This window comes from Cupriavidus sp. SIMBA_020, assembly GCF_046535395.1.
GTDB classification, from domain to species: Bacteria; Pseudomonadota; Gammaproteobacteria; order Burkholderiales; family Burkholderiaceae; genus Cupriavidus; species Cupriavidus campinensis.
The window spans coordinates 24,173-44,737 of sequence record NZ_JAWRWU010000009.1; the positions used below are offsets into that span (position 1 = coordinate 24,173).

A 20,565-nucleotide genomic window follows, 5' to 3' on the forward strand; every position below is an offset into this window, starting at 1 on the left:
AAGTGGGCTATCCCCTACCGCTTCGTCGCCACCACCTCCAGGTACTCGCTCGGCACCACCATGGAATCCTTGCCGGCGCGGTTCAGGCTGTTCAGCAGCGTGGTCAGATCGGCTTCCAGTGCGCTGGCCTTGTCGGCCGGCAGCGAGGCGAACGCCTTGTGGACCGGGCCGTACCAGGTGCGGAAGACCTCGATGAAGTGCGCCGCCGAGCGATAGCGGAAGTTGAACTGGCGCGGCGTGACGTGGACATCCACCCCATGCGGCGCGAACAGCGCCTTCAGGTGCTCCTCCACGCCCCATTTCGACGGCGGCGACACGCCCGCCGGCGGCGGCACGTAGGCGCCCAGCGTCTTGAACATCTGGCCGACGAAGCCCTGCGGGGTCCAGTTCGCCAGCCCGATGCGGCCGCCGGGCCGGGTCACGCGCGCCATCTCGGCGGCGCACTTGGGTTGGTCCGGGGCGAACATCACGCCGAAGGTGGAGAGCACGGCGTCGAAGCTTGCATCGTCAAAGGGCAGCGCTTCGGCATCGGCCTGCTGGAAGGTCACGTCGAGCCGCTCGGCGCGGGCGCGCTCGGCGCCGCGCTCCAGCAGCGCGCCCACGTAGTCGGTGGAGGTCACGATGCAGCCACGGCGCGCCGCCGCCAGCGTGGCGTTGCCGTTGCCGGCGGCCACGTCGAGCACGCGCTCGTCGCAGCGCAGGTCGCAGGCTTCGGCCAGTTGCTCGCCCACGATCTGGAGCGTGGTGCCGATCACGGCATAGTCGCCGCTGGCCCAGGCCACCTGCTGGCGGCCCTTCAGGGCGGCAAGGTCGGGCGTAGTGGCCGGCGAATTGGCCGAAGACGCGGCAGCGTCGGGGGTAGTCGTCATGATGGGGGTCTCCTGATTGAATCGCCCGGCAGGTCCGCCGGCTTACGCGCGCGACCGGTCGAAACCGGCCTCGCGCGCGAGCACGATGGCCTGCGAGCGGTTTTCCACCTCGAGCTTCGAGAAGATGCTCGTGATGTGGTTGCGCACGGTTTTCTCGCACAGCCCAAGGTAGGCGGCGATCTGTGCGTTGTCGCGGCCCTGCGCGATCAGCACGACGATGTCGCGCTCGCGCCGGGTCAGGGTGTGGAACGCCGGGTCGTCCACCGGCACCGGCGCGGGCAGGAAGGCGCGTACTTCCTCCAGCCAGCGGTCCCACGCCGGCTCCGCCTCCAGCAGCAGGTGGTTGCCGCTCTCCAATGGCACGAAGCGCGCGTTCGGGATCATGCTGGCAATCAGCCGGCCTTCGTCGAACGGCACGCGCGCATCGCGCACGGCGTGGAGCACCAGCGTGGGGCAGGTCACCAGCGGCAGCAGTTCCACCACGTCGATGTCGTTGAAGATGCGCATGAAGCGCGCCGCGTTGCCGGGCGAGGTGGACACGCGCTCCAGCTCGTTGAACCAGCGGTGCTGCTCCGCCGTGCCGCCCGGGATGAACTGCGTGGTGAAGAACTGGCGGAAGGCCGGGTTCTCCTGCCCCCAGCCCAGTTCCGCCAGCCGCGCCATCAGCTCGGCTTCCTCGCGCATCTCGGCACCCAGGTTGCGCTTGAGGCGCCCCCTGGCGTAGCCACCGTGCAGCACGAGGTGGCTCACCCGCTCGGGATGCGCCACGGCGTACGCCACGGCGATCGACGCGCCCTGGGAAATGCCCAGCAACGGGAAATGATCGACGCCGGTGGCGTCCACGATGGTTTCGAGATCACGCAGCCACGCCTCGAAGGACAGGTCATCCACGTGGCGGTCAGAGAGGCCACAGCCACGTTCGTCGTAGCGCACGAGCGTGTGGTTCTCCGACAGCGCGCACAGCATGTGGCTCCAGACCGGACTCCCCACGTCGAATTCGAGGTGGCTCATCCAGTTGGCGGCCTTCACGAGCGGCGGTCCGCTGCCCGTGATGGCATACGCCAGTCGCACCCGGTCACGGCTGGTGCAAAGGCGTATCTGCTGCTTCAGCATCGGCATGGTGGGATCGCGCGCGGGACAGGGTACGGCCGGTGCGGAGCGCCGGGGCGATAGCTCACCACGTCCGCTTGGAACGGGCGATTGACTAATCTTAGTCAACGATCCCCAGCGTGCAGGCAAAACCACGGCCAGCTGGCCCCGCAAAGTGCGGAAAGCCAGACGTGGTGCATACCGTGCCCGGCGCATTTTCCGCGGTCAGGCGTTGCGCAGCAGACATCCGCCACCGGCAGCGCCCAGCCGCGCGCCGTCGGTGTACGGGTCACGCTGATCCATCCGGGCGCCATCGGTGTAGGGATCCGGCTTGCCGATGCGCAGGCCGTCCTGGTACGGATCGAACTTGCCGCCCTTGCAGGCGGACATGCTGGCCTGCGCCGAGGCTGCGGTGGAAATCGAAGGATTGGAACGATCGCTCCCCAGCCCGGCGTAAGCCAGGTTGCACAGGCCGATGGCCAGCGAGGAAGCGGTCAAGAGGGTCTTGGCAAGATTCGTGTACATCGCAAACTCCAACTACAACAGGAAGGCGATCACGGCTCAGGATGCAGGACCAGTGGGGGGATCGCCTGAGCCACACCGCTCCTTGTTCGAGGGGCCGATTGTGGGCAGCAGGGTCCGCGGGAACATGAGGCGGGTGTCCCGGTTTGAGGGATTCGTCAGGGTCTATGCGGGGGGATTCCGTGGGACAAGGGTCCCGGGATGCGGGTAATCACCGGGGCGGCCGGAGGCGCTGGCGCGCTTGCGCACGCGCTCAGGGAGAACAGCCGGGCGCCGTGGACCAGCAGGCCCAGGCCACCGCCGACGCGCACTACATCATGCGCATGACCCGTGGCACGCCGGATGCCCCGCGCGCCGCCTAGGCCACCGCCTGCACGGTCTGGCCGGCCTGCATGCCCGCCAGATAGCGATGGATCTGCGCCACGACCGCAGCGCCCTCGCCTACCGCGGCGGCCACGCGCTTGGTCGAGCCCGAGCGCACGTCCCCGATTGCGAACACGCCCGGCACGCTGGTCTCCAGCGTGTAGTCGGCGCGCTCGGTGCAGGACTGGTGGGCTTCATAGCCGGTCAGCACGAAACCCTTGGGGTCCGTGGTGACGTTGCAGGACCGCAGCCATTCCGTGTTCGGCGCGGCGCCGATAAACAGGAACACGTGGCGCATCGGCCGGGTGATGCAGTCCGGGCCACAGGAGCGCTCCTTGTAGCGCACCGTGGAAAGCCAGCCATCGCCCTCCATCGCCGTGATCTGCGCGTGCGTGTGCAGGAATACGTTCGGCAGGCCCTTCAGGCGGTCGATCAGGTAGCGCGACATGGTGGCCTCGAGCCCCTCGCCGCGCACCAGCATATGCACCTCCGCCGCGTGCGAGGCCAGGTACACCGCCGCCTGCCCCGCCGAGTTGCCGCCGCCCACCAGCATCGCGTGCTCGTCCTTGCAGAGCTTGGCCTCTACCGGCGACGCCCAGTAGTAGACGCCCCGGCCCTCGTACTGGTCCAGCGATTCGATCTCCGCGCGCCGGTACTGGGCGCCGCTGGCAATCACCACGGTGCGCGTGGGCACCATCCGGCCATCGGTCAGTTCGATCCGGATCGGGTGCTCGCCGCAATGGAGCGCGCTCACCTCGAGCGGAATGGCCACGTGGGCGCCGAACTTGAGCGCCTGGACGAAGGCGCGCCCGGCCAGCGCCTGGCCCGAGATGCCGGTGGGAAAGCCCAGGTAGTTCTCGATCCGCGCGCTCGCGCCGGCCTGCCCGCCCGGGGAGCGGCAGTCGATCACGGCCACGGACAGCCCTTCGGACGCGGCATAGACCGCCGTCGCCAGCCCGGCAGGGCCGGCGCCGACCACCACTACGTCATAGACATGGTCCGGCGTAAATTCAGGCACCAAACCGAGGCACGAGGCGAGCTGGCCCTCGTCCGGCGCGCGCAGTATGCCGCCGTCGGGGCAGATCACCATCGGGAAATCGCTCGCGGGCGCGTTGCTGACGTCGAGCAGCGCCATGGCGTCGGGGTCGGTATCGATATCGACCACCTTGTGCGGATAGCCATTGCGGCGCAGGAAGGCCTGCAGCGCCAGCAGCAGCGGCTGGGTGCCCTTGCCGACCAGCACCGGTCCGCCGCCGCGCTCGATCAGCCCTACCCGGCGCAGGATCAGCGCGCGCATGATGCGCTCGCCCAGATCCGCCTCGGCCACCAGCAGCGCGCGCAGCCGTTCGGGCGGCACCACCAGCGCGGTGGAGTCCTCCAGCGCCACCGCATCCACCAGCGCCGGCTTGCCGGAGAGCTGGCCCACCTCGGCCAGGAACTGGCCCGGGCCCTCATCGGTGATCGGAAAACGGTTGCCAAGCCCGTCGCGCTGGATGATCTGGAGCTTGCCGGTCAGGATCAGATGCATGCCCGGGGCGGGGTCGCCGATGCAGAACAGCGTCTCGCCGGCCTTGAACGACGCCACCGTGCCAAACCGCCGCACACGGTCGATCTCGGCCGGCGTCAGGGTCGGAAACATCTGGTGCTTGCGGGTCTCGAGCACCGAGAACGGCGCCTCCAGCCCTACCACCGGCTCATGCGCGGCCTGATTGGCGACCTGATCGGCAACCGGGTCCGGACTGGCTTCGGGCTGCGAAGCTCCCTGCGTCATCTCCATGCGACTCCCCTCTATTTCGGTCTAGGTAGGACAGGACTCGACTGCGTACTCGACTGAGATAGTAGCCGGCGTGGCCACGAAACACACATGAAGATTTTAGGAAGCGATGGCCACCGTTGCTTGCCGATTTGCCCGGCGCACGGCGCCTTGCACGGCGCCGTCATCCATGAAAAAACCGACTGGTTTCCAGCGATTTAAATCATGGTGAGAATATTCAGCGCTCGCTACACTGGCTCCGACAACGCCCCCCAAAGCCCCAAAAAGCCCCCACAGGCTTCAGAAAGCCCACAAGCAAGGAGACGAGATGTACCGTGATCGCATTCGCCTGGCCGCCCTGCAGGACCGGATCATGTCGGCCGACGCGGCCGCCGCGCTGATCCAGGACGGCATGACGGTCGGCATGAGCGGCTTCACCCGCGCCGGCGACTGCAAGGCCGTGCCCTTCGCCCTGGCGCGCCGCGCCGCCGCCGACCCGCTCCAGATCACCCTGATCACGGGTGCCTCGCTCGGCAACGATATCGACAAGATCCTGGCCGAAAGCAACGTGCTGGCGCGCCGCCTGCCGTTCCAGTCCGACGCCACCCTGCGCCGCAAGATCAACGACGGCGAGGTGATGTTCATCGACCAGCATCTGGGCGAGACCGTGGAGCAGCTGCGCAGCGGCCAGCTTGCGCCGGTGGACATTGCCGTGATCGAGGCCGCCGCCATCACCGAGACCGGCGGCATCGTGCCGACCACCTCGGTTGGCAATTCGGCGAGTTTCGCGATGATGGCCAAGCAGGTCATCGTCGAGATCAACACCAATATGCCGGCCGCGCTGGAAGGGCTGCACGACATCGCCTTCCCGGTGCAGCGCCCCTACCGCCAGCCGATTCCGCTGATTGCCGTCGAGCAGCGCATCGGCCTGCCCTATATCCCCGTCGATCCGTCGCGTATTGCGGCCATCGTGCTCACCGCGCGCGACGACAGCCCGTCCAACGCGCTGCCGCCAGACGGCGAGACGCGCCTGATCGCCGGCCATCTCAATGCACTGTTCGAGCGCGAGGTGCGCGCCGGGCGGCTCTCGCCCTCGCTCCAGCCTTTGCAGGCCGGCATCGGCACGATTGCCAATGCGGTGCTGCACGGGCTCGTAGATTCGCCATTTCACGACCTGACGATGTACTCGGAGGTCTTGCAGGACAGCACCATCTCGCTGATCGACGCCGGCAAGCTGCGCTTCGCCTCGGCGTCGTCGATGACGCTGTCCGGGCCGGTCTACCGCCGTGTGCTGGACGAGATCGAGCGCTACAAATCCCGCCTGGTGCTGCGGCCGCAGGAAATCAGCAACCATCCCGAAGTGCTGCGCCGGCTGGGGTTGATCACCATCAACACCGCGCTCGAGTGCGACATCTACGGCAACGTCAACTCGACCCACGTGGGCGGCACGCACATGATGAACGGCATCGGCGGCTCGGGGGACTTCGCGCGCAATGCCTACCTGTCGGTCTTCGTGACCAAGTCCGTGGCCAAGGACGGGCGGATTTCCAGCATCGTGCCGATGGTCTCCCACGTGGATAACAGCGAGCACGACGTGGACATCCTCGTCACCGAGCACGGCCTGGCCGACCTGCGCGGGCTGGCGCCACGCGAGCGGGCGCTCCAGGTGATCCGCAACTGCGCCGACCCGGCCTACCGCGACGGCCTGCTCGACTATTTCCGCCGGGCCCAGACGCGCGGCGGCCAGACCCCGCACCTGCTGGAAGAGGCGTTTGCGTGGCATATCAATTACCGCGAGCACGGTACGATGCTGCCGGCGCCCCGGGCGGCGGCCATCGCGCCAATCGAAGCCACGCCGCTGGCGGCCTGACGTTTCTGCACCACCGGGCGGTTTTTACATCCCGCCCGGCTGCCGGCTGCCTCCCACGGGCCTCCCACGGGCTCATTTCGGCATGGAACGGCACTTGCAGCGTGCTTCGGAAGGTGGCGTGAGTTCCCGCCACCGCTGGAGACGCCATGCAAGAACCGGTTCGCCTGATCCTGATGTACGGCCTGATCCCGCTCTGGATCCTCGCGGGGCTGGGCGACTGGTGGTTCCATCGGCGCCAGCGCATCGAGATCAACGCGGGCGTCCGGGAATCGGTCATGCACAGCCTGATGATGGTCCAGGTGGGCGTCCCGGTCCTGCTGGTGCTGTTCTTCGAGGTGAACGCGCTGCTGTTCGCCATCATGATCGCGGGCGTGGTGGTCCACGCGGTCACCGCCTGGTTCGACGTGCGCTACGCGGTGAGCCGGCGCACGGTGCCGCCGAACGAGCAGCACGTGCACAGCCTGCTGGAGATGCTGCCGGTCACGGCCGTGGCCATGCTGGCCGCGGCCCACTGGGACCAGTTCCTGGCGCTGTTCGGCGCCGCCGCAGAGCCCCCCAGCCTCACCCTGACCCCGAAGCGCGATCCCCTGCCGCCACCCTACCTCATGGGTCTGTTCGCCGCGCTCGGCCTGTTCGTCGTGCTGCCTTACGCAGAGGAACTGCTGCGCTGCCTGCGGGCCCAGGCGGCGCGCGCCAGGCCCGTGGCGCAGCACCGCTGACGCCCGGCCAACGCTGGCGCCCCGATGACCGTACCGGTCATGTGCCCTCAGCGCATCGATCGACGAATTCGGCTAAATTGGCTGCCTTGGTAGTTCGAGACATCCGAGCCACACACAACTTGAACGGGAGCGCCATGCGCGGTCATCACCTCGTAGGATGGGCACGTGTCGGCCGTCATCCCTAGCCCGCCCACCGCCAGGTGGCGCGAGTTCGTCCGCTTCCTTGGCCCCGCCTACCTCGTGGCCGTGGGCTATATGGACCCCGGCAACTGGGCCACCGACCTCGCGGGCGGGTCCGCCTACGGCTACTCCCTGCTCTGGGTCGTGGCGATGTCCAGCCTCATGGCGATGCTGCTCCAGGTGCTGGCCAGCCGGCTCGGGCTGGTCACCGGCATGGACCTGGCGCAGGCGTGCCGGCACGGCGCCTCGCGCTGGTCGGCCTGGTCGCAATGGATCCTGGCCGAACTGGCGATCTGCGCCACCGACCTGGCCGAAGTCATCGGCACGGCCATCGCCCTCAACCTGCTGTTCAACATCCCGCTGCTGGCCGGCGTGGCGCTGACCGTGCTGGATGTGCTGCTGGTGCTGGTCCTGCAACAGCGCGGCTTCCGGCGGCTGGAAGCCTTCGTCATCAGCATGATCACCATCGTGCTGCTGTGCTTCGTGGCGATGCTGATCATCGCCGAGCCGTCGTGGTCGGACGTGGGCTGGGGGCTGCTGCCCTCGCCGCGTTCGCTCACCGATGCCAACGCCGTGGTCATCGCCACGGGCATCATCGGCGCCACGGTGATGCCGCACAACCTCTACCTCCACTCGGCGGCGGTCAAGACGCGCGCCGTGGAGGACAGCCCGCCGGCGCTGCAACGGGCGCTGCGCTACACCGCCGTCGACACGCTGGTGGCCCTCGCCATCGCCTTCTTTATTAATAGTGCGATCCTGGTCACGGCGGCCGGCGTGTTCCACCGCAGCGGCCACGCGGAGGTGGCCGAGATCCAGCAGGCCTTCCACCTGCTCTCCCCGCTGACCGGCGCCGCCTGGGCCAGCGTGATCTTCGCCGTGGCGCTGCTGGCCTCGGGCCAGAGCTCGGCGGTGACCGCCACGCTGGCCGGCCAGGTGGTCATGGAGGGCTTTATCCGCACGCGGCTGGCGCCGTGGGCGCGCCGGCTGCTCACGCGCGGCGTGGCCATCGTGCCGGCGCTGATCGTGGCATGGCTGTACGCCGACAAAGGCGTGGCGCAGCTGCTGATCGCCAGCCAGGTGGTGCTGAGCCTGCAACTGCCGTTCGCGGCGATTCCGCTGGTGCGCCTCACCAGCAGCCGCGCCCGCATGGGCGCCTACGCCAACCCGCGCAGCGTGGTGATCCTGGCGTCGCTGACGGTGGGCATCATCATCGCCATGAACGCGGCCATGCTCTTCCTCACCTTCCGGGAATGGATGAACTGAGGGTTCAATCGGCTCAATCGGATTTTTCTGAAATTTTTTGGGAAAGCTGTCACAAGCCGGGCGCGCGGTACGTCTTACAGGGAAAGGCAGGCGCAAAGGGCGCACGCCAACTCCCTTGAACTACCGTGAGGAACCATCATGAGTGCATCGCGTATTAACTTCTTCCAGCTCGCCCCGGCCAACCTGAAGGCCATGATCGCGCTGTCGGGTTCGGTCAAGCAAAGCTCGCTGGGCCCGCGTCTGGTGGAAATCGTGCAGCTGCGCGTCTCGCAGATCAACCAGTGCGGCGTCTGCGTGGACATGCACTGGCGCGACCTGATCAAGCAGGGCCTGGACCCGCGCCACGTGAACGCCATCGCCGGCTGGCGTGAGGCGCCCGCCTCGTTCTTCAACGCCCGCGAGCGCGCCGCGCTGGGCTGGGCCGAGGCCGTCAACGCGCTGCCGCACCAGGACCTGACCGACGCCGCCTGGCCAGCCCTGCGCGAACAGTTCAGCGAGCAGGAAATCGCCGAGCTGTCCTATACCATCGCCGCAATCCGCGGCTGGAACGTGATGAACCTGAGCCTGCGCAACCAGATCCCGGAAACGCCGGCTCCCGGCTTCTGATCGGGACATTGCTTCGCTAGCGCGCCAGGTTGGACTGCCGCGGGGCGCCGACAGCGCGACATCGCTGTCGGCGCCTTTTTTGCGTGCGTGCTTCGCGTGCCGTTTTCGCATCGTGCGTCTTTCGCATCGTGCCTTTTTTGCGTCGTTTCCCCCCATCCCCTGCCCGCCCGCCCCTGAAGTCGCGCCAAATTCCTGGCGGTTAATTGCACAATTGGCCCCAACAGACCCTACATCCACAGACTCTTTCGCTCCCGCCCGGAAGTGGCCTATGCTGTCGCCACGAACAGATCGAGAATCCGGGGAGGATGGCTCCCCGCGGGCCCAGCTATGGAAAAAACAGCATTCGTCTTTGCCGGTGGAGGCAGCCTCGGTGCCATCGAGGTCGGCATGTTGCGGGAACTGGTGAAGTGGGGCATGGCGCCGGACATGGTGATCGGCGCATCGGCCGGCGCCATCAACGGCGCGTATTTCGCCTGCCATCCGCACGAGGAAGGCACGGCCAAGCTGGAGAGCCTCTGGCGCGGCATTCGCCGGGCCGAGGTGCTGCCCTGGTCCTGGCGCAGCATGCTCGGCATGCTGGGCGGACGGCGCGGGCATCTGGTGGAATCGTTCGGCCTCCAGAAGTTACTTTCACGCCACTTCGGCGAATCGCGGCTTGAACATGCCAGCCTGCCACTCTATGTCGTGGCCACCGACATGCATTCCGGCGACGAAGTGGTGCTGTCCTCGGGCAATATCGTCGATGCGGTGCTGGCCAGCGCGGCCATTCCGGGCGTGTTTCCGCCGGTGCACGTGGAAGGCCGGGCGCTGATCGATGGCGGCGTGGCCAACAACACGCCTGTCTCCACGGCCGTGCGGCTGGGTGCCACGCGCATCGTGGTGCTGCCGGCCGGCTTCGCCTGCGCCGAGCGCCGCCCGCCGCGTGGCGCCGTGGAGCATGCGCTCAATGCGCTGTCCCTGCTGGTGGCGCGGCAACTGGTGCATGACCTGGAACGCTGGGCCGACCACGCGCATATTGCCGTGGTGCCGCCGCTGTGCCCGCTCGATGTCTCGCCCTATGACTACACGCGCTGCGGCGAGCTGATCGACCGCGCCGCCGAGGCCACCGTGGCCTGGCTGCGTGCCGATGGCCTGAAGAGCCGCCGCGTGCCGGGCGCGCTGGAGCCGCACAGCCACGACGAGTCGTCGCCCAGCTGCAGCGCCGACCTTTCCCCGCCACCGGAGGCGGACCACATCCACACGCACGCGGCGCCGAGCCACACCCACGGCCATCCCGGCCACACGCATGGTTGATGGCGTGCTGCCGGGCCGGCGCGACTGGATGCGGCGCGATGCGTCCGCCCAGCGCATGGAGCGCATCGAGGCGTTCATCGGCGGCCACGGCTACGACATGCATCGCCATGACACCTATGCGATTGGCCGCACGCTGGCCGGCGTGCAGCGCTTTTCCTACCGGCGCGGCGTCTGCAACAGCCTGCCGGGCGGCACCATTGTCCTGCACCCCGACGAGCCGCACGACGGCCAGGCCGGCACCGAGGCCGGCTTCCAGTACCGGATGATCTACGTGGAGCCCGCGCACGTGCAGCGCGCGCTGGGCGGCCAGCCGCTGCCGTTTATCCCGGGCGGCCGATCGGACGACCCCCGGCTGTTCGCCGCCACCGAGACGCTGCTGCGCGCGATGGACCGCCCGATCGACCCGCTCGAGGAAGACGACGCCATCTACGACGTGGCCCACGCGCTGGCCGCTGTTGCGGGCGGACCCACGCCGGGGCGCCGGCAGGCGCTGGACTACCGCGCCGCCGAGATGGCCCGGACCTTTCTGATCGACAACGTGGCGCGCATCGTCACGCTGGACGAACTCGAAGCCGCCACCGGCCGTGACCGCTGGCGCCTGTCGCGCGATTTCCGTGCGCTGTTCGGCACCAGCCCGTACCGCTACCTGACCATGCGCCGGCTCGACATGGCCCGCCGGCTGATCGTGGCTGGCCAGACCCTGGCCGATGCCGCCGCGTGGGCCGGTTTCACCGATCAGGCCCACATGACGCGGCATTTCGCGCGCACCTTCGGCATCACGCCGGCGCGCTGGCTGCGCACGCTGGGGCGCACGCCGTAGCTGCACGATCGTACAAGACGGCCCGCCCGCCGGCGGCGCAGACTCGGGCCTTCATCCCATCCGAAGGAGCGCCCCATGTCCCCCACCCCCACCCCCACCCCCTCCCCCACTCCCACCCCCACTCCCTACCGCGCCATCAACTTCGCCGAGAAGCTCGCCCTGTTCTCGGACCACTGGCAGCCGCGCGTGATTGCCGAGATGAACGACTACCAGTTCAAGATCGTCCGCATCGAAGGGGACTTTGTCTGGCACAGCCACGCCGAGACTGACGAGACCTTCATCGTGCTGGACGGCCACCTGCGCATCGACTTCCGTGACGGCCACGTCGACCTGCGCGCCGGCGAGATGTACGTGGTGCCGCGCGGCATCGAGCACAAGCCGTTTGCCGATGGCGAGGTGCGCATGCTGCTGATCGAGCCGCGTGGCGTGCGCAATACGGGCGAGGCCGTGGGCGAGCGCACCGCGCAAAACGACGTCTGGATCTGATCGGCCGATGTTGGCATGGCGCCAACCGTTCCTCACCACGTGTTGGTCCGAAACCCCCTGTTTTCCGCGTGAAAGTGGTCCGGCCTGCCCGCCCGGGGCCGAAATGATGGTGGCATGTTCTCTGCGAAAAGGAAGGACGAGCGCGGCGCCGCGATGCTCGTTCTGAGTGCCCTTTCAGCCGGAGCGAAAGCTCCTTTGGAGAACCATCATGAAGATCCCGCCACAGTTGCGCCCCACGGACGCCGCGCCCCTCCACCAGCCCCGTCCTCTTTCGCCGCTTACGCCCCTCGCCGTGCTCTACCGCATGCGTGGCGGCATCCTGCTGCTCCGCGTGCTGGCGCTCTGCGCCCACACGGCGGTGTATGCGCAGCCCGCACTGGCCCCGGCGGTCACGCCTGAGCAGAAGTTCTCGCCCGGCTATCTCGAAGCGGTGTCCACCGGCTACGAGAACGGTCAGGCGCTGGGCGCCGTCGAGGGCATCGCCCCGGTGCGCCCGCCCCGTGCCGAGCGGACGGATCCCGCACCCGCCGCGCCGGCCACGCCCTCCGCACCGAGGATCCCCGCCGCCGTCCTGGCCCACCCGCCGGGCTCGCTGCGCCGTGTGACGGCCCATTAACCCGCGCACGATGCCCACCGAGCAGTCTTTACACGCGCCCGCGCAAGGCTTGCATGGGCGTCCCCCGCACCAACTCCCGCAAGGCCAGCCCTGACAAGGCCCGGCCGGCGCGGTACGAATCTTGCCCCTCTTCTGGATTGCCAGTGATGGCACACCCGCAACTTCAGGAGATCAGCAATGGGCGACCACTACACCGAGCGTTATCGCCGGGGGCAGACCTGGCGGGCCGTTGAAAATGTCCGCGACGACGACGCTTACGATCCATGGAGCGACGACACTGGACTGCGTGCGCGCGAGCAGGATTGGCAGCCCGAGTCCGCCAGCGATGAATGGGACGATGCGCGCCGACGCCAGCGCCTGATCCCGGGACAAACCAGCGACGGCAGCCCGCCCCGCAGCGGCTATGCCGGCGCCTACCGCGACAGCGGCCAATGGCAGGGCAGCAACCTGCGCTACGGGCTCAACGGCGGCTATGCCAGCAGCGACTCGCCCGAAGAAGACGCCCAGCGCCGCCAGCAGGCGTACCGCAGCCGCCGCCAGGCCAGCGAGTTTGGCGACTATGGGGACTATGGGGACTACGGCGGCCCGCAGGGCTACCGGGGTTATCAAGGCTATCAAGAGGCACGCGGCTACGGCGGCGAGCGCGGATGGGAACAGGATCAGGGTCAGGGTCGGGGTCAGGGTCGGGGTCAGGGTCGGGGTCAGGGTCGGGGTCAACGCCAGCAACAAGGTCATCAGGGCGAACGCGGCCAGCAGGGCTTTGGCAGCGCCGACCAGCAATGGCTGCGCCGCGCCCAGCAGCGTGAACCCTGGCAGGCCGGCGGGTCCGGGCATGACGCCTATTTCAACGACCTGCGCAGCGACACGCGCTACTGGACCGAGCCCCGCGACGAATGGGGCGAATCCCGTCCGTCCGGCGCCTACGCCGGCCGCCAGCCGCCCGCCCAGTCATACGGGCGCAATTACCTTGGCGCCAGCGGCTATGACGAGGAACTCGGCTACCGCCCGTCACGGCGCAGGGCGGACGACGACGATGACCGCGATCAAGGCGAGGAGCACGGCGCGCTCTACAATCTCGGCCACCGGATCGGCGAAGCCGTCAGCAACTTCTTCGGCCTCGACGACGATGACATCGACAAGCGCAACGTGCCGCGCGGCTACACCCGCACCGACGAGCGCATCCGCGACCAGATCTGCGAACGGCTGACCTTTACCAGCGGCGTGGATGTGGGCGAAGTCAGCGTCGACGTGGACAAGGGCAAGGTCACGCTATCCGGCACCGTCCACCAGCGCAGCCAGAAATATGCCATCGAGGACATCGCCGACAACACCTTCGGCGTTACCGAAGTCGAGAACAACATCCGCGTCGAGAAGCGCGAAGCGCGTGCCGGCGAAGGTACCAGTGCCGGCTCCAACGGCTGGTAATGCCATCGCCACCGGCCGGAGCCGCCCATGGTGACGCGCCCGGCCGACCCGCCCCGACCCCAGCCCCAACGCCAACCCGAACGCCAGCCCCGCTCCTACGCCGGCTGGCTGTGGCTGGCCGCGCTGCTGCTGGCGGGCGCACTGGGCTGGCCCTACGTCAAACCCTATATAGATAGTGCGCTCTACGCGGTGCGGCTGGCGTCGATGCCGGCGCCCACCGCGCTGGCGATGCCGGTGCAGGGTGTGGCCCAGCGCGGGCTGCGAGACACCTGGCACGGGGCGCGCTCCGGCGGGCGCAAGCACGAAGGCATCGACATCTTTGCCGCGCGCGGCACCCCGGTGCTGGCCGCCACGGAGGGCATCGTCTCGCGCGTGGGCACCAACAGCCTGGGCGGGAAGGTGGTCTGGGTGCTCGGGCCGGGTCGCCAGATGCATTACTACGCCCATCTGGACGACTATGCCGATGTGAGCATCGGCAACCGCGTGGCACCCGGCGCCGTGCTCGGCTACGTCGGCAATACCGGCAACGCGCGCGGCACGCCGCCGCACCTGCACTACGGCGTATACACCGGAGCCGGGGCGATCAACCCCTATCCGTTGCTGCGCGCGCCGACGTCCCCGTAATTTTCCTAGTTCAAGCCGCCAGCCGGAACACGCTGACGCTCTGCTCCATGCGCAGCGCCTGTTCCTGCAGCGCCTCGGCCGCTGCGGCGGCTTCCTCGACCAGCGCAGCGTTCTGCTGCGTGACCTGATCCATCTGCGTCACCGCCTGGTTCACCTGCGTGATGCCGCCGCTCTGCTCGTGGGAGGCGCGGCTGATCTCGTCCATCATCGTCGTCACGCGCTGCACGGCCGTGACGATGTTCTCCATGGTCGCGGCGGCCTCCCCGGCCAGCGCCGTGCCTGCCGTCACCCGGCTGGTCGACTGCGAGATCAGCGCGCGGATCTCCTTGGCCGAATGGCCGGCGCGCTGGGCCAGCGTGCGCACCTCGCTGGCCACCACCGCGAAGCCCCGGCCCAGTTCCCCCGCACGCGCCGCCTCGACAGCGGCGTTCAGCGCCAGGATATTGGTCTGGAAGGCAATACTGTCGATCACGGCGATGATCTCGACAATCCGCTTCGAATCGGCCTCGATCTCGCCCATGGTCTCGCGCACGCGCGACACCGATTCCCCGCCCGCCACCGCAATCGCCGACGCCTCCGCAGCCAGCGTGCTGGCCTCGTTGGCGTTGCCCGCGTTCTGCTGGACGATGGCGGTCAGCTCCTCCATGCTCGCCGCGGTCTGCTCCAGCGACGACGCCTGCTCCTCCGTGCGCTGAGACAAATCGGCATTGCCCTGCGCGATCTGCCCCGCCGCCACCAGCACGTTCTGCGCGCCGTCCTTGGTCTCGCCGATGATGCCGCGCCACGTTTCCACCATCGACATCAGGTGCCTTTTTACGCCGCTCAGCTCGTCCCGGCCGTGGGCGTCGATGCGCACGGTAAGGTCGCCGGCGTTGATGCGCGCCACCAGCGTCGCCACGTCCTGCACGTCACGGCGCATGCCCTGACTGAAACCGGCAAACAGGTAGAGCGCGCCGCCCACGGTGACCAGCGCGATGACGGCCAGCAGCACCAGTTGGCGCTGCTCGGCCGCCATGCGCTGGGCGAGCATCTCGCCCGTCAGCGCGGCGAACTCCTGGTTGAGGGCCGACACCGCCTCGATTGCCGCCGTACCTTCGGAAAAATACGACTTGGCATCGATCGTGATGCCGCTGGAGCCCAGCATGCTCACCTTGAGCGTGCGATAGAAGTTGTCCATCGCGGCCAGCCTGGCGGTGGCGGCTTCCATGCGGGCCTTGAAGGCCGGCGCACCGTGCTCGGCACGGGCGATGTCGCGCCGCACGGCTTCCAGTCCGTCCTGGATCTGCTCGGCCAGCGCGGCAAGGTCCGCCTGCTGGGCCGCATCGGAATAGCCGCCCTGCGCGATGATGCCCGCGCCCCGGCCACGCGCCAGCGCGCTCAGTTCGGCCAGCTTCGGCATCGGGCCGACCATCAGGTTGATCAGGTAATAGGAGCCGGCGTCCGGGTCGAGCGCCAGCGAGGAGCGATCGGCCACATCGCCAATGAACAGCCGCGTCTGCTTGACCAGCGCGGTGTGGCGCTCGAACAGCGGCGCGGCGGGGGTTTCCAGCCCGAGCTTGCGGATCTGCGCCCAGGCTTCGTCGAGCTTGGCCGCGTCCGGCTTCACGTCGAACGCCGTCACGCTTGCCGCCTCGGCGCGAAGTGCGCTGAGATGCCCATCGGCCTTGCCGTTGGCGGCGTCGAAGGTCGGCCGGAAGGTGGCATTGCCGAGCAGCAGCCCGTTGGCGGCGCCCCGGCGCACCTGCGTCTCGCGCATGAAGTCGAGCGCGCGGCCAACCAGCGTCAGGCCGCGCAATTCATCCTGCGTGGCGCGGATCGACTGCACCGACTGGTTCAGCACGGCAACCAGCGCGCCGCAGAGCGGAATCAGGAACAGGATGGTCAGCAGCACCAGCTTGCGCGTGATCGTCAGACGCGCCATCAGGTGCATTGCGGGGGTGAGGAAAGCGGCCACGGTGCTCCTTGTTATCGAGAACTGATTTCACGCTGTATCGGTCTCGATTCGAAGGAATGAAGCCACTTTCCCGGCTATTTTTCGCACTGCACAAACACGGTGCCGCCGCCGCACGCGCACGGTGCGCGAAGCACGGCGGCGGGGCGAAACATCAGGCGGTGGCGCCGCCGTCCAGCCCGATCACCTGACCCGTGATGTAGCGGCCCGCCGGCGAGGCGAGCAGCACGGCCAGGCCGGCGACGTCACTGGCTTCGGCGATGCGCCGCATCGGGATGGCGCCGCTCAGGGCCTTTTCGCGTTCGGGATCGCCCCACAGCGCGTCGCGCGAAAAATCGGTGCGCACCGGGCCCGGGTTGATGCTGTTCACGTTGATGTTGTGCGGCGCCAGCGTCAGCGCGAAGTTGCGCATCACGGCATCGATCGCGCCCTTGGAGACGCTGTACAGCGGCAGGAAGGCCGAGCCGCGGCGGCCGGCAATGCTTGACATGAAGACGATCGAGCCATCGCGGCGCTCGATCATCTGCGGCGCGAGTGCATTAACCAGCACAAAATTGCCGCGCACGTTGCCGGCCATCACGTCGTCGAATTCCTTCTCGCCCTGCTCCAGCATCGGGCCGACCACGCCGCTGGCGGCGGCGTTGAGCAGGAGGGCATCCACGCGGCCGAAGGTGGCGAGCACCTTGTCGGCGAAGGCGCGCACGCTGACGAGGTCGGCGATATCGCAGGCGATGCCGGTGGCATCGATGCCTTCGGCCTTCAATGTGGCCGCCACGCGCTCGGACACCGCGCTATCGCGGCCCGAGACCACCACGCGGGCGCCTTGCTGGCCCAGCGCGCGGGCCATCTCCAGCCCCATGCCTTTGGTGGAACCGGTAATCACCGCGACGCGGCCGGACAGGTCGAACAGTTTGGACATAGCAGGAATCTCCTTGGATCGATGGGACGACATGACAACAACCATGCCGGCCTTTTTAAATGATGACCAGCATCTATTGAATAAAGTATGGACGTCATCTAAACTGCGGTCAAGGCAAGTTTCAGTCAGGTTTCCAGAGGGAGGCGTCAAATGGCGCGCGCATCACGAGCAGTGGCCAGCCAACACAAGGCGGCCATCGAAGCCGCATCGGCAAAGCTGATCCGCGAACGGGGGCCGCATGCAGTCAGTGTGGCAGAAATCATGGCAAATGCCGGGCTGACCCACGGTGGCTTCTACGGCCATTTCGCGTCGAAGGACGACCTCGTGGCGGTGGCCTGCCGGCGCGCCTTCGAGGAAGGCGACCAGCGCTGGGACCGGCGCATCGCCGGCGCCGGCGGTGACCGCCGGACCGCGCGGCGCGCGCTGGTGGCGGCCTATCTCACCCCCGCGCACCGCGACCACGCCGCCGAAGGCTGCGCGGCCTCTGCGCTGGCGGCCGATGTGGCGCGCGAGGACGCCGACAAGCCGGTGCGCCCGGTGTACCGCGAAGGGCTCTCGGCGCTGATCGACAAATGGCTCTCGACCGCCCCAGCCGACCTGCCCGAAGCCGAAGCCCGCCAGCAGGCGCTGGTGGAGGTGTCGGCCATGGCGGGCGCGCTGATGCTGGCCCGCGCCACGGCCGGCGACCCGCTCTCCGAGGCGATTCTCGATGCCACGCGTGCGTGGTTGCTGGGCGAGGACGCTGCCGAGGCTGCGCCCGAACCTTCTCCCGCCGGCTGAGGCAGACGCGGACACCCACGGACACCCGCAGACACCCTTTCTCCACATCTCACTCACCACAACAACCAGACCCCCATGTTTGCGCAAGCCCTTTCCAGCCGGCTGGACCGGCGCGGCATCCACTATGCGTGGATCATTGCCGCCGTCACCTTCTGCGTGATGCTGACCACTTCCGCCGCGCTCGGCCTGCCCGGCGCGTTCCTGAAACCGCTGACGCAGGAGATGGGCTGGAACACCGATCAGATCTCGTCGATCCTCGCCTTCCGCTTCGCGCTGTTCGGCCTGATGGCGCCGTTCTCGGCCCTCCTGATGGAACGCTTTGGCGTGCGGAATGTGGTCTGTGCGGCGCTTGCGCTGATCGCGGGCGGCATGGCGCTGGCCACGGTGGCCACGGAGTTGTGGCAGTTGTTCGTCGCCTGGGGGCTGATGCTGGGCGTCGGCTCGGGCATGACCGCGCTGGTGCTGGCCGCCGTGGTGGCCAACCGCTGGTTCACCGCGCGGCGCGGGCTGGTGGTGGGCATCCTCACGGCGAGTTCGGCCACCGGCCAACTCGCCTTCCTGCCGGTTGCCGCATGGCTGATCGAGCACATGGGATGGCGCACGGCGGTGCTGCCCGTGCTCGTGGCCTGCGCCGCGCTGGCGGTATTTGTCTTCGCGCTGATGCGCAACCGGCCCGGCGACGTTGGCCTGCCCGCGTTCGGCGAACTGCCCGGCACCGCGCCGGCGCCGTCCGGCCCGCCCGCCCCGCTCACGCTGCGTGGCCCCTTCGTCGTGCTGCGCGACGCCGCGCGCACGCAAACCTTCTGGCTGCTGGCCGGCACGTTCTTTATCTGCGGACTGTCCACCAACGGCCTGATCCAGACCCACTTCATCGCCCTGTGCGCGGACTTCGGCATGTCGGCGGTGCCGGCCGCCTCCGCGCTGGCGATGATGGGCGCGTTCGACTTCGTTGGCACCATCCTGTCTGGCTGGCTTTCGGACCGGTACGACAGCCGCAAGCTGCTGTTCTGGTACTACGCGCTGCGCGGCCTCTCGCTGTTCTGGCTGCCGCATTCGGAATTCACGCTCTACGGCCTGTCCATCTTCGCGATGTTCTACGGCCTGGACTGGATTGCCACGGTGCCGCCGACGGTGAAGCTGGCCGCCACCACGTTTGGCCGCGAGCGCGCGGCGATGGTGTTCGGCTGGATCTTCGCCGCCCACCAGATCGGCGCGGCCACGGCGGCGTTCGGCGCGGGGCTCTCGCGCACGCTGCTGCTGACCTATTCGCCGGCGCTGTACGTGGCGGGCGCGGCCTGCCTGGTCGCCGCGCTGATGGCGCTGGCGGTGCGCCGCAAGGCGCCGGCCGCTACGCCGCCTCAGGCGGCAGCGCAGGCGTAACGCCAGACTCGCCAGCCTCGCCAGGCTCGCCAGCCCCGGTAGGCGGCGCGACGGCCACGAACGCCTCGATCAGCGCCGCCGCCGGGGCGCGCTTGAGCGCCGACTGACGCACCAGCACGCCGATCTCGCGGAACAGCGGCGGGCCGGGCATCGGCACTTCCTCGATGTTCGGCGTCTGCCGCAACGGCACCAGATCGGCAGGGATGATGGCGCAGCCGAGCCCCTCGCCCACCATCTGCAGGATCACGGCCGGCTCGTCCAGCTCCATGCCTTCGCGCACCCACAGCCGGTGCCGCTTGAGGTAGCGGTCCACCAGTTGCCCGCCCGTGGAATGCCGGTTGTAGCGGATGAACGGCACGGTGGCGAGCAGCGTCTTCAGGTCCGCCGGGGCGCCTGCCGGCGCAATCGCCACAAAGCGCTCGTGCAGCAGCGGCACCCATTTCAGTTCGGGCGGAATGCCCAGCCGGGGCTTCACCAGCACGGCGATGTCCAGCTCGCGCGCATCCACCTGGGTCAGCAACTGCGTGGACATGCCCGGCACGATGTTGACGTGGGTGTCCGGGTAGGCGATGCGAAAGCGCTGCATCGCCTTGGGCAGCAGCGTCGACTGCACCGTGGAGACCGCGCCCAGATCCAGCGGCGCCGTGTCCGGCCGCGCCTGGGCGCTGCCCTTCATCGACTCATAGAGCGCCACGAAGCGCGTGGCGTCTGGCAGCAGTTGCCGCCCCTCCTCGCTCAGTGTGACGGACTTGCCCGAGCGGTCGAACAGCGCGTAGCCGAGATCCTCCTCCAGCCGGCGGATCTGCGTGCTCACCGCCGACTGTGTCAGGCCGAGCCGCGCCCCGGCGGCGGAAAACGACGCCGTCTCGGCGGCCATCAGGAAGGTGCGGAAGTAGCGGATCACGGGCGTGGGCGCACAGGCAGGGGTATATCGAAATCTCTGATACTCAGACCAGAAATCATTCGTTTCATATTACGAGTTCTGCTGATTACAATCAACGACACGTCAAAACATCCCTGCCCACGAAAGGATTGCC

At 68.3% G+C, this 20,565-nt stretch carries 19 protein-coding genes; 12 read left to right on the forward strand and 7 right to left on the reverse strand.

All coding sequences use genetic code 11. The features are described from left to right. Positions 1-14: 14 nt before the first annotated feature. The 4 genes from SB751_RS17825 to SB751_RS17840 form a co-directional block, all read right to left on the reverse strand. Positions 15-869, reverse strand: coding sequence for a class I SAM-dependent methyltransferase (locus tag SB751_RS17825; protein ID WP_144196521.1), 855 nt, complete (start codon positions 867-869; stop codon positions 15-17). A 42-nt stretch (positions 870-911) separates the two neighbouring features. After that, a complete protein-coding gene (locus SB751_RS17830) occupies positions 912-1,988 on the reverse strand; it encodes an alpha/beta fold hydrolase (RefSeq protein WP_144196520.1) in 1,077 nt (358 codons plus the stop codon). A 195-nt stretch (positions 1,989-2,183) separates the two neighbouring features. Next, positions 2,184-2,483: a hypothetical protein gene (locus SB751_RS17835; RefSeq protein WP_144196519.1), complete on the reverse strand. Its 300-nt coding sequence runs from the start codon at positions 2,481-2,483 to the stop codon at positions 2,184-2,186. Between the two features lie 355 nt (positions 2,484-2,838). Then, entirely contained in the window at positions 2,839-4,620 is a 1,782-nt protein-coding gene (locus tag SB751_RS17840) for an FAD-dependent oxidoreductase (protein WP_144196518.1), read from the reverse strand. Between the two features lie 304 nt (positions 4,621-4,924). On the opposite strand from SB751_RS17840, the gene SB751_RS17845 reads away from it, so the two are divergent. From SB751_RS17845 to SB751_RS17890, 10 genes are all read left to right on the forward strand, one after another. Then, positions 4,925-6,466: an acetyl-CoA hydrolase/transferase family protein gene (locus tag SB751_RS17845; protein WP_144196517.1), complete on the forward strand. Its 1,542-nt coding sequence runs from the start codon at positions 4,925-4,927 to the stop codon at positions 6,464-6,466. A gap of 146 nt (positions 6,467-6,612) precedes the next feature. Beyond that, positions 6,613-7,185 carry a diguanylate cyclase gene (locus SB751_RS17850; protein ID WP_144196516.1) on the forward strand — a complete coding sequence of 191 codons (573 nt, stop codon included), beginning with the start codon at positions 6,613-6,615 and terminating at the stop codon, positions 7,183-7,185. Between the two features lie 165 nt (positions 7,186-7,350). Continuing rightward, positions 7,351-8,628 carry an Nramp family divalent metal transporter gene (locus SB751_RS17855; RefSeq protein WP_144196515.1) on the forward strand — a complete coding sequence of 426 codons (1,278 nt, stop codon included), beginning with the start codon at positions 7,351-7,353 and terminating at the stop codon, positions 8,626-8,628. A 138-nt stretch (positions 8,629-8,766) separates the two neighbouring features. Beyond that, positions 8,767-9,234, forward strand: coding sequence for a carboxymuconolactone decarboxylase family protein (locus tag SB751_RS17860; protein ID WP_149138057.1), 468 nt, complete (start codon positions 8,767-8,769; stop codon positions 9,232-9,234). Between the two features lie 327 nt (positions 9,235-9,561). Next, positions 9,562-10,527, forward strand: coding sequence for a patatin-like phospholipase family protein (locus SB751_RS17865; protein ID WP_144196514.1), 966 nt, complete (start codon positions 9,562-9,564; stop codon positions 10,525-10,527). Beyond that, the gene (locus SB751_RS17870) at positions 10,520-11,347 is read left to right on the forward strand and encodes an AraC family transcriptional regulator (RefSeq protein ID WP_211942872.1); all 828 of its coding nucleotides are present in this window, start codon (positions 10,520-10,522) and stop codon (positions 11,345-11,347) included. Before SB751_RS17865 ends, SB751_RS17870 begins: the two co-directional genes overlap by 8 nt. A 75-nt stretch (positions 11,348-11,422) precedes the next feature. After that, entirely contained in the window at positions 11,423-11,833 is a 411-nt protein-coding gene (locus SB751_RS17875) for a cupin domain-containing protein (protein WP_211942873.1), read from the forward strand. 208 nt (positions 11,834-12,041) lie between these two features. Beyond that, positions 12,042-12,449: a hypothetical protein gene (locus tag SB751_RS17880; protein ID WP_244844555.1), complete on the forward strand. Its 408-nt coding sequence runs from the start codon at positions 12,042-12,044 to the stop codon at positions 12,447-12,449. A 177-nt stretch (positions 12,450-12,626) separates the two neighbouring features. Continuing rightward, positions 12,627-13,874, forward strand: coding sequence for a BON domain-containing protein (locus SB751_RS17885; protein WP_410748265.1), 1,248 nt, complete (start codon positions 12,627-12,629; stop codon positions 13,872-13,874). A 27-nt stretch (positions 13,875-13,901) separates the two neighbouring features. Then, positions 13,902-14,498: a M23 family metallopeptidase gene (locus tag SB751_RS17890; RefSeq protein ID WP_144196510.1), complete on the forward strand. Its 597-nt coding sequence runs from the start codon at positions 13,902-13,904 to the stop codon at positions 14,496-14,498. A gap of 10 nt (positions 14,499-14,508) precedes the next feature. Here SB751_RS17890 and SB751_RS17895 read toward each other — a convergent pair whose 3' ends face one another. Beyond that, positions 14,509-16,419: a methyl-accepting chemotaxis protein gene (locus SB751_RS17895; RefSeq protein ID WP_211942886.1), complete on the reverse strand. Its 1,911-nt coding sequence runs from the start codon at positions 16,417-16,419 to the stop codon at positions 14,509-14,511. A gap of 184 nt (positions 16,420-16,603) precedes the next feature. After that, positions 16,604-17,368 carry an SDR family NAD(P)-dependent oxidoreductase gene (locus tag SB751_RS17900; RefSeq protein ID WP_144196509.1) on the reverse strand — a complete coding sequence of 255 codons (765 nt, stop codon included), beginning with the start codon at positions 17,366-17,368 and terminating at the stop codon, positions 16,604-16,606. 150 nt (positions 17,369-17,518) lie between these two features. On the opposite strand from SB751_RS17900, the gene SB751_RS17905 reads away from it, so the two are divergent. Together SB751_RS17905 and SB751_RS17910 are read left to right on the forward strand one after the other, a co-directional pair. Then, entirely contained in the window at positions 17,519-18,148 is a 630-nt protein-coding gene (locus tag SB751_RS17905; RefSeq protein ID WP_250025484.1) for a TetR/AcrR family transcriptional regulator, read from the forward strand. Positions 18,149-18,223: 75 nt separating this feature from the next. Then, positions 18,224-19,528 carry an MFS transporter gene (locus SB751_RS17910; RefSeq protein WP_144196507.1) on the forward strand — a complete coding sequence of 435 codons (1,305 nt, stop codon included), beginning with the start codon at positions 18,224-18,226 and terminating at the stop codon, positions 19,526-19,528. On the opposite strand, the gene SB751_RS17915 is transcribed toward SB751_RS17910, so the two are convergent. Then, positions 19,497-20,432 carry a LysR family transcriptional regulator gene (locus SB751_RS17915; protein ID WP_211942877.1) on the reverse strand — a complete coding sequence of 312 codons (936 nt, stop codon included), beginning with the start codon at positions 20,430-20,432 and terminating at the stop codon, positions 19,497-19,499. The two genes, SB751_RS17910 and SB751_RS17915, sit on opposite strands and share 32 nt — an antisense overlap. Between the last annotated feature and the right edge of the window lie 133 nt (positions 20,433-20,565).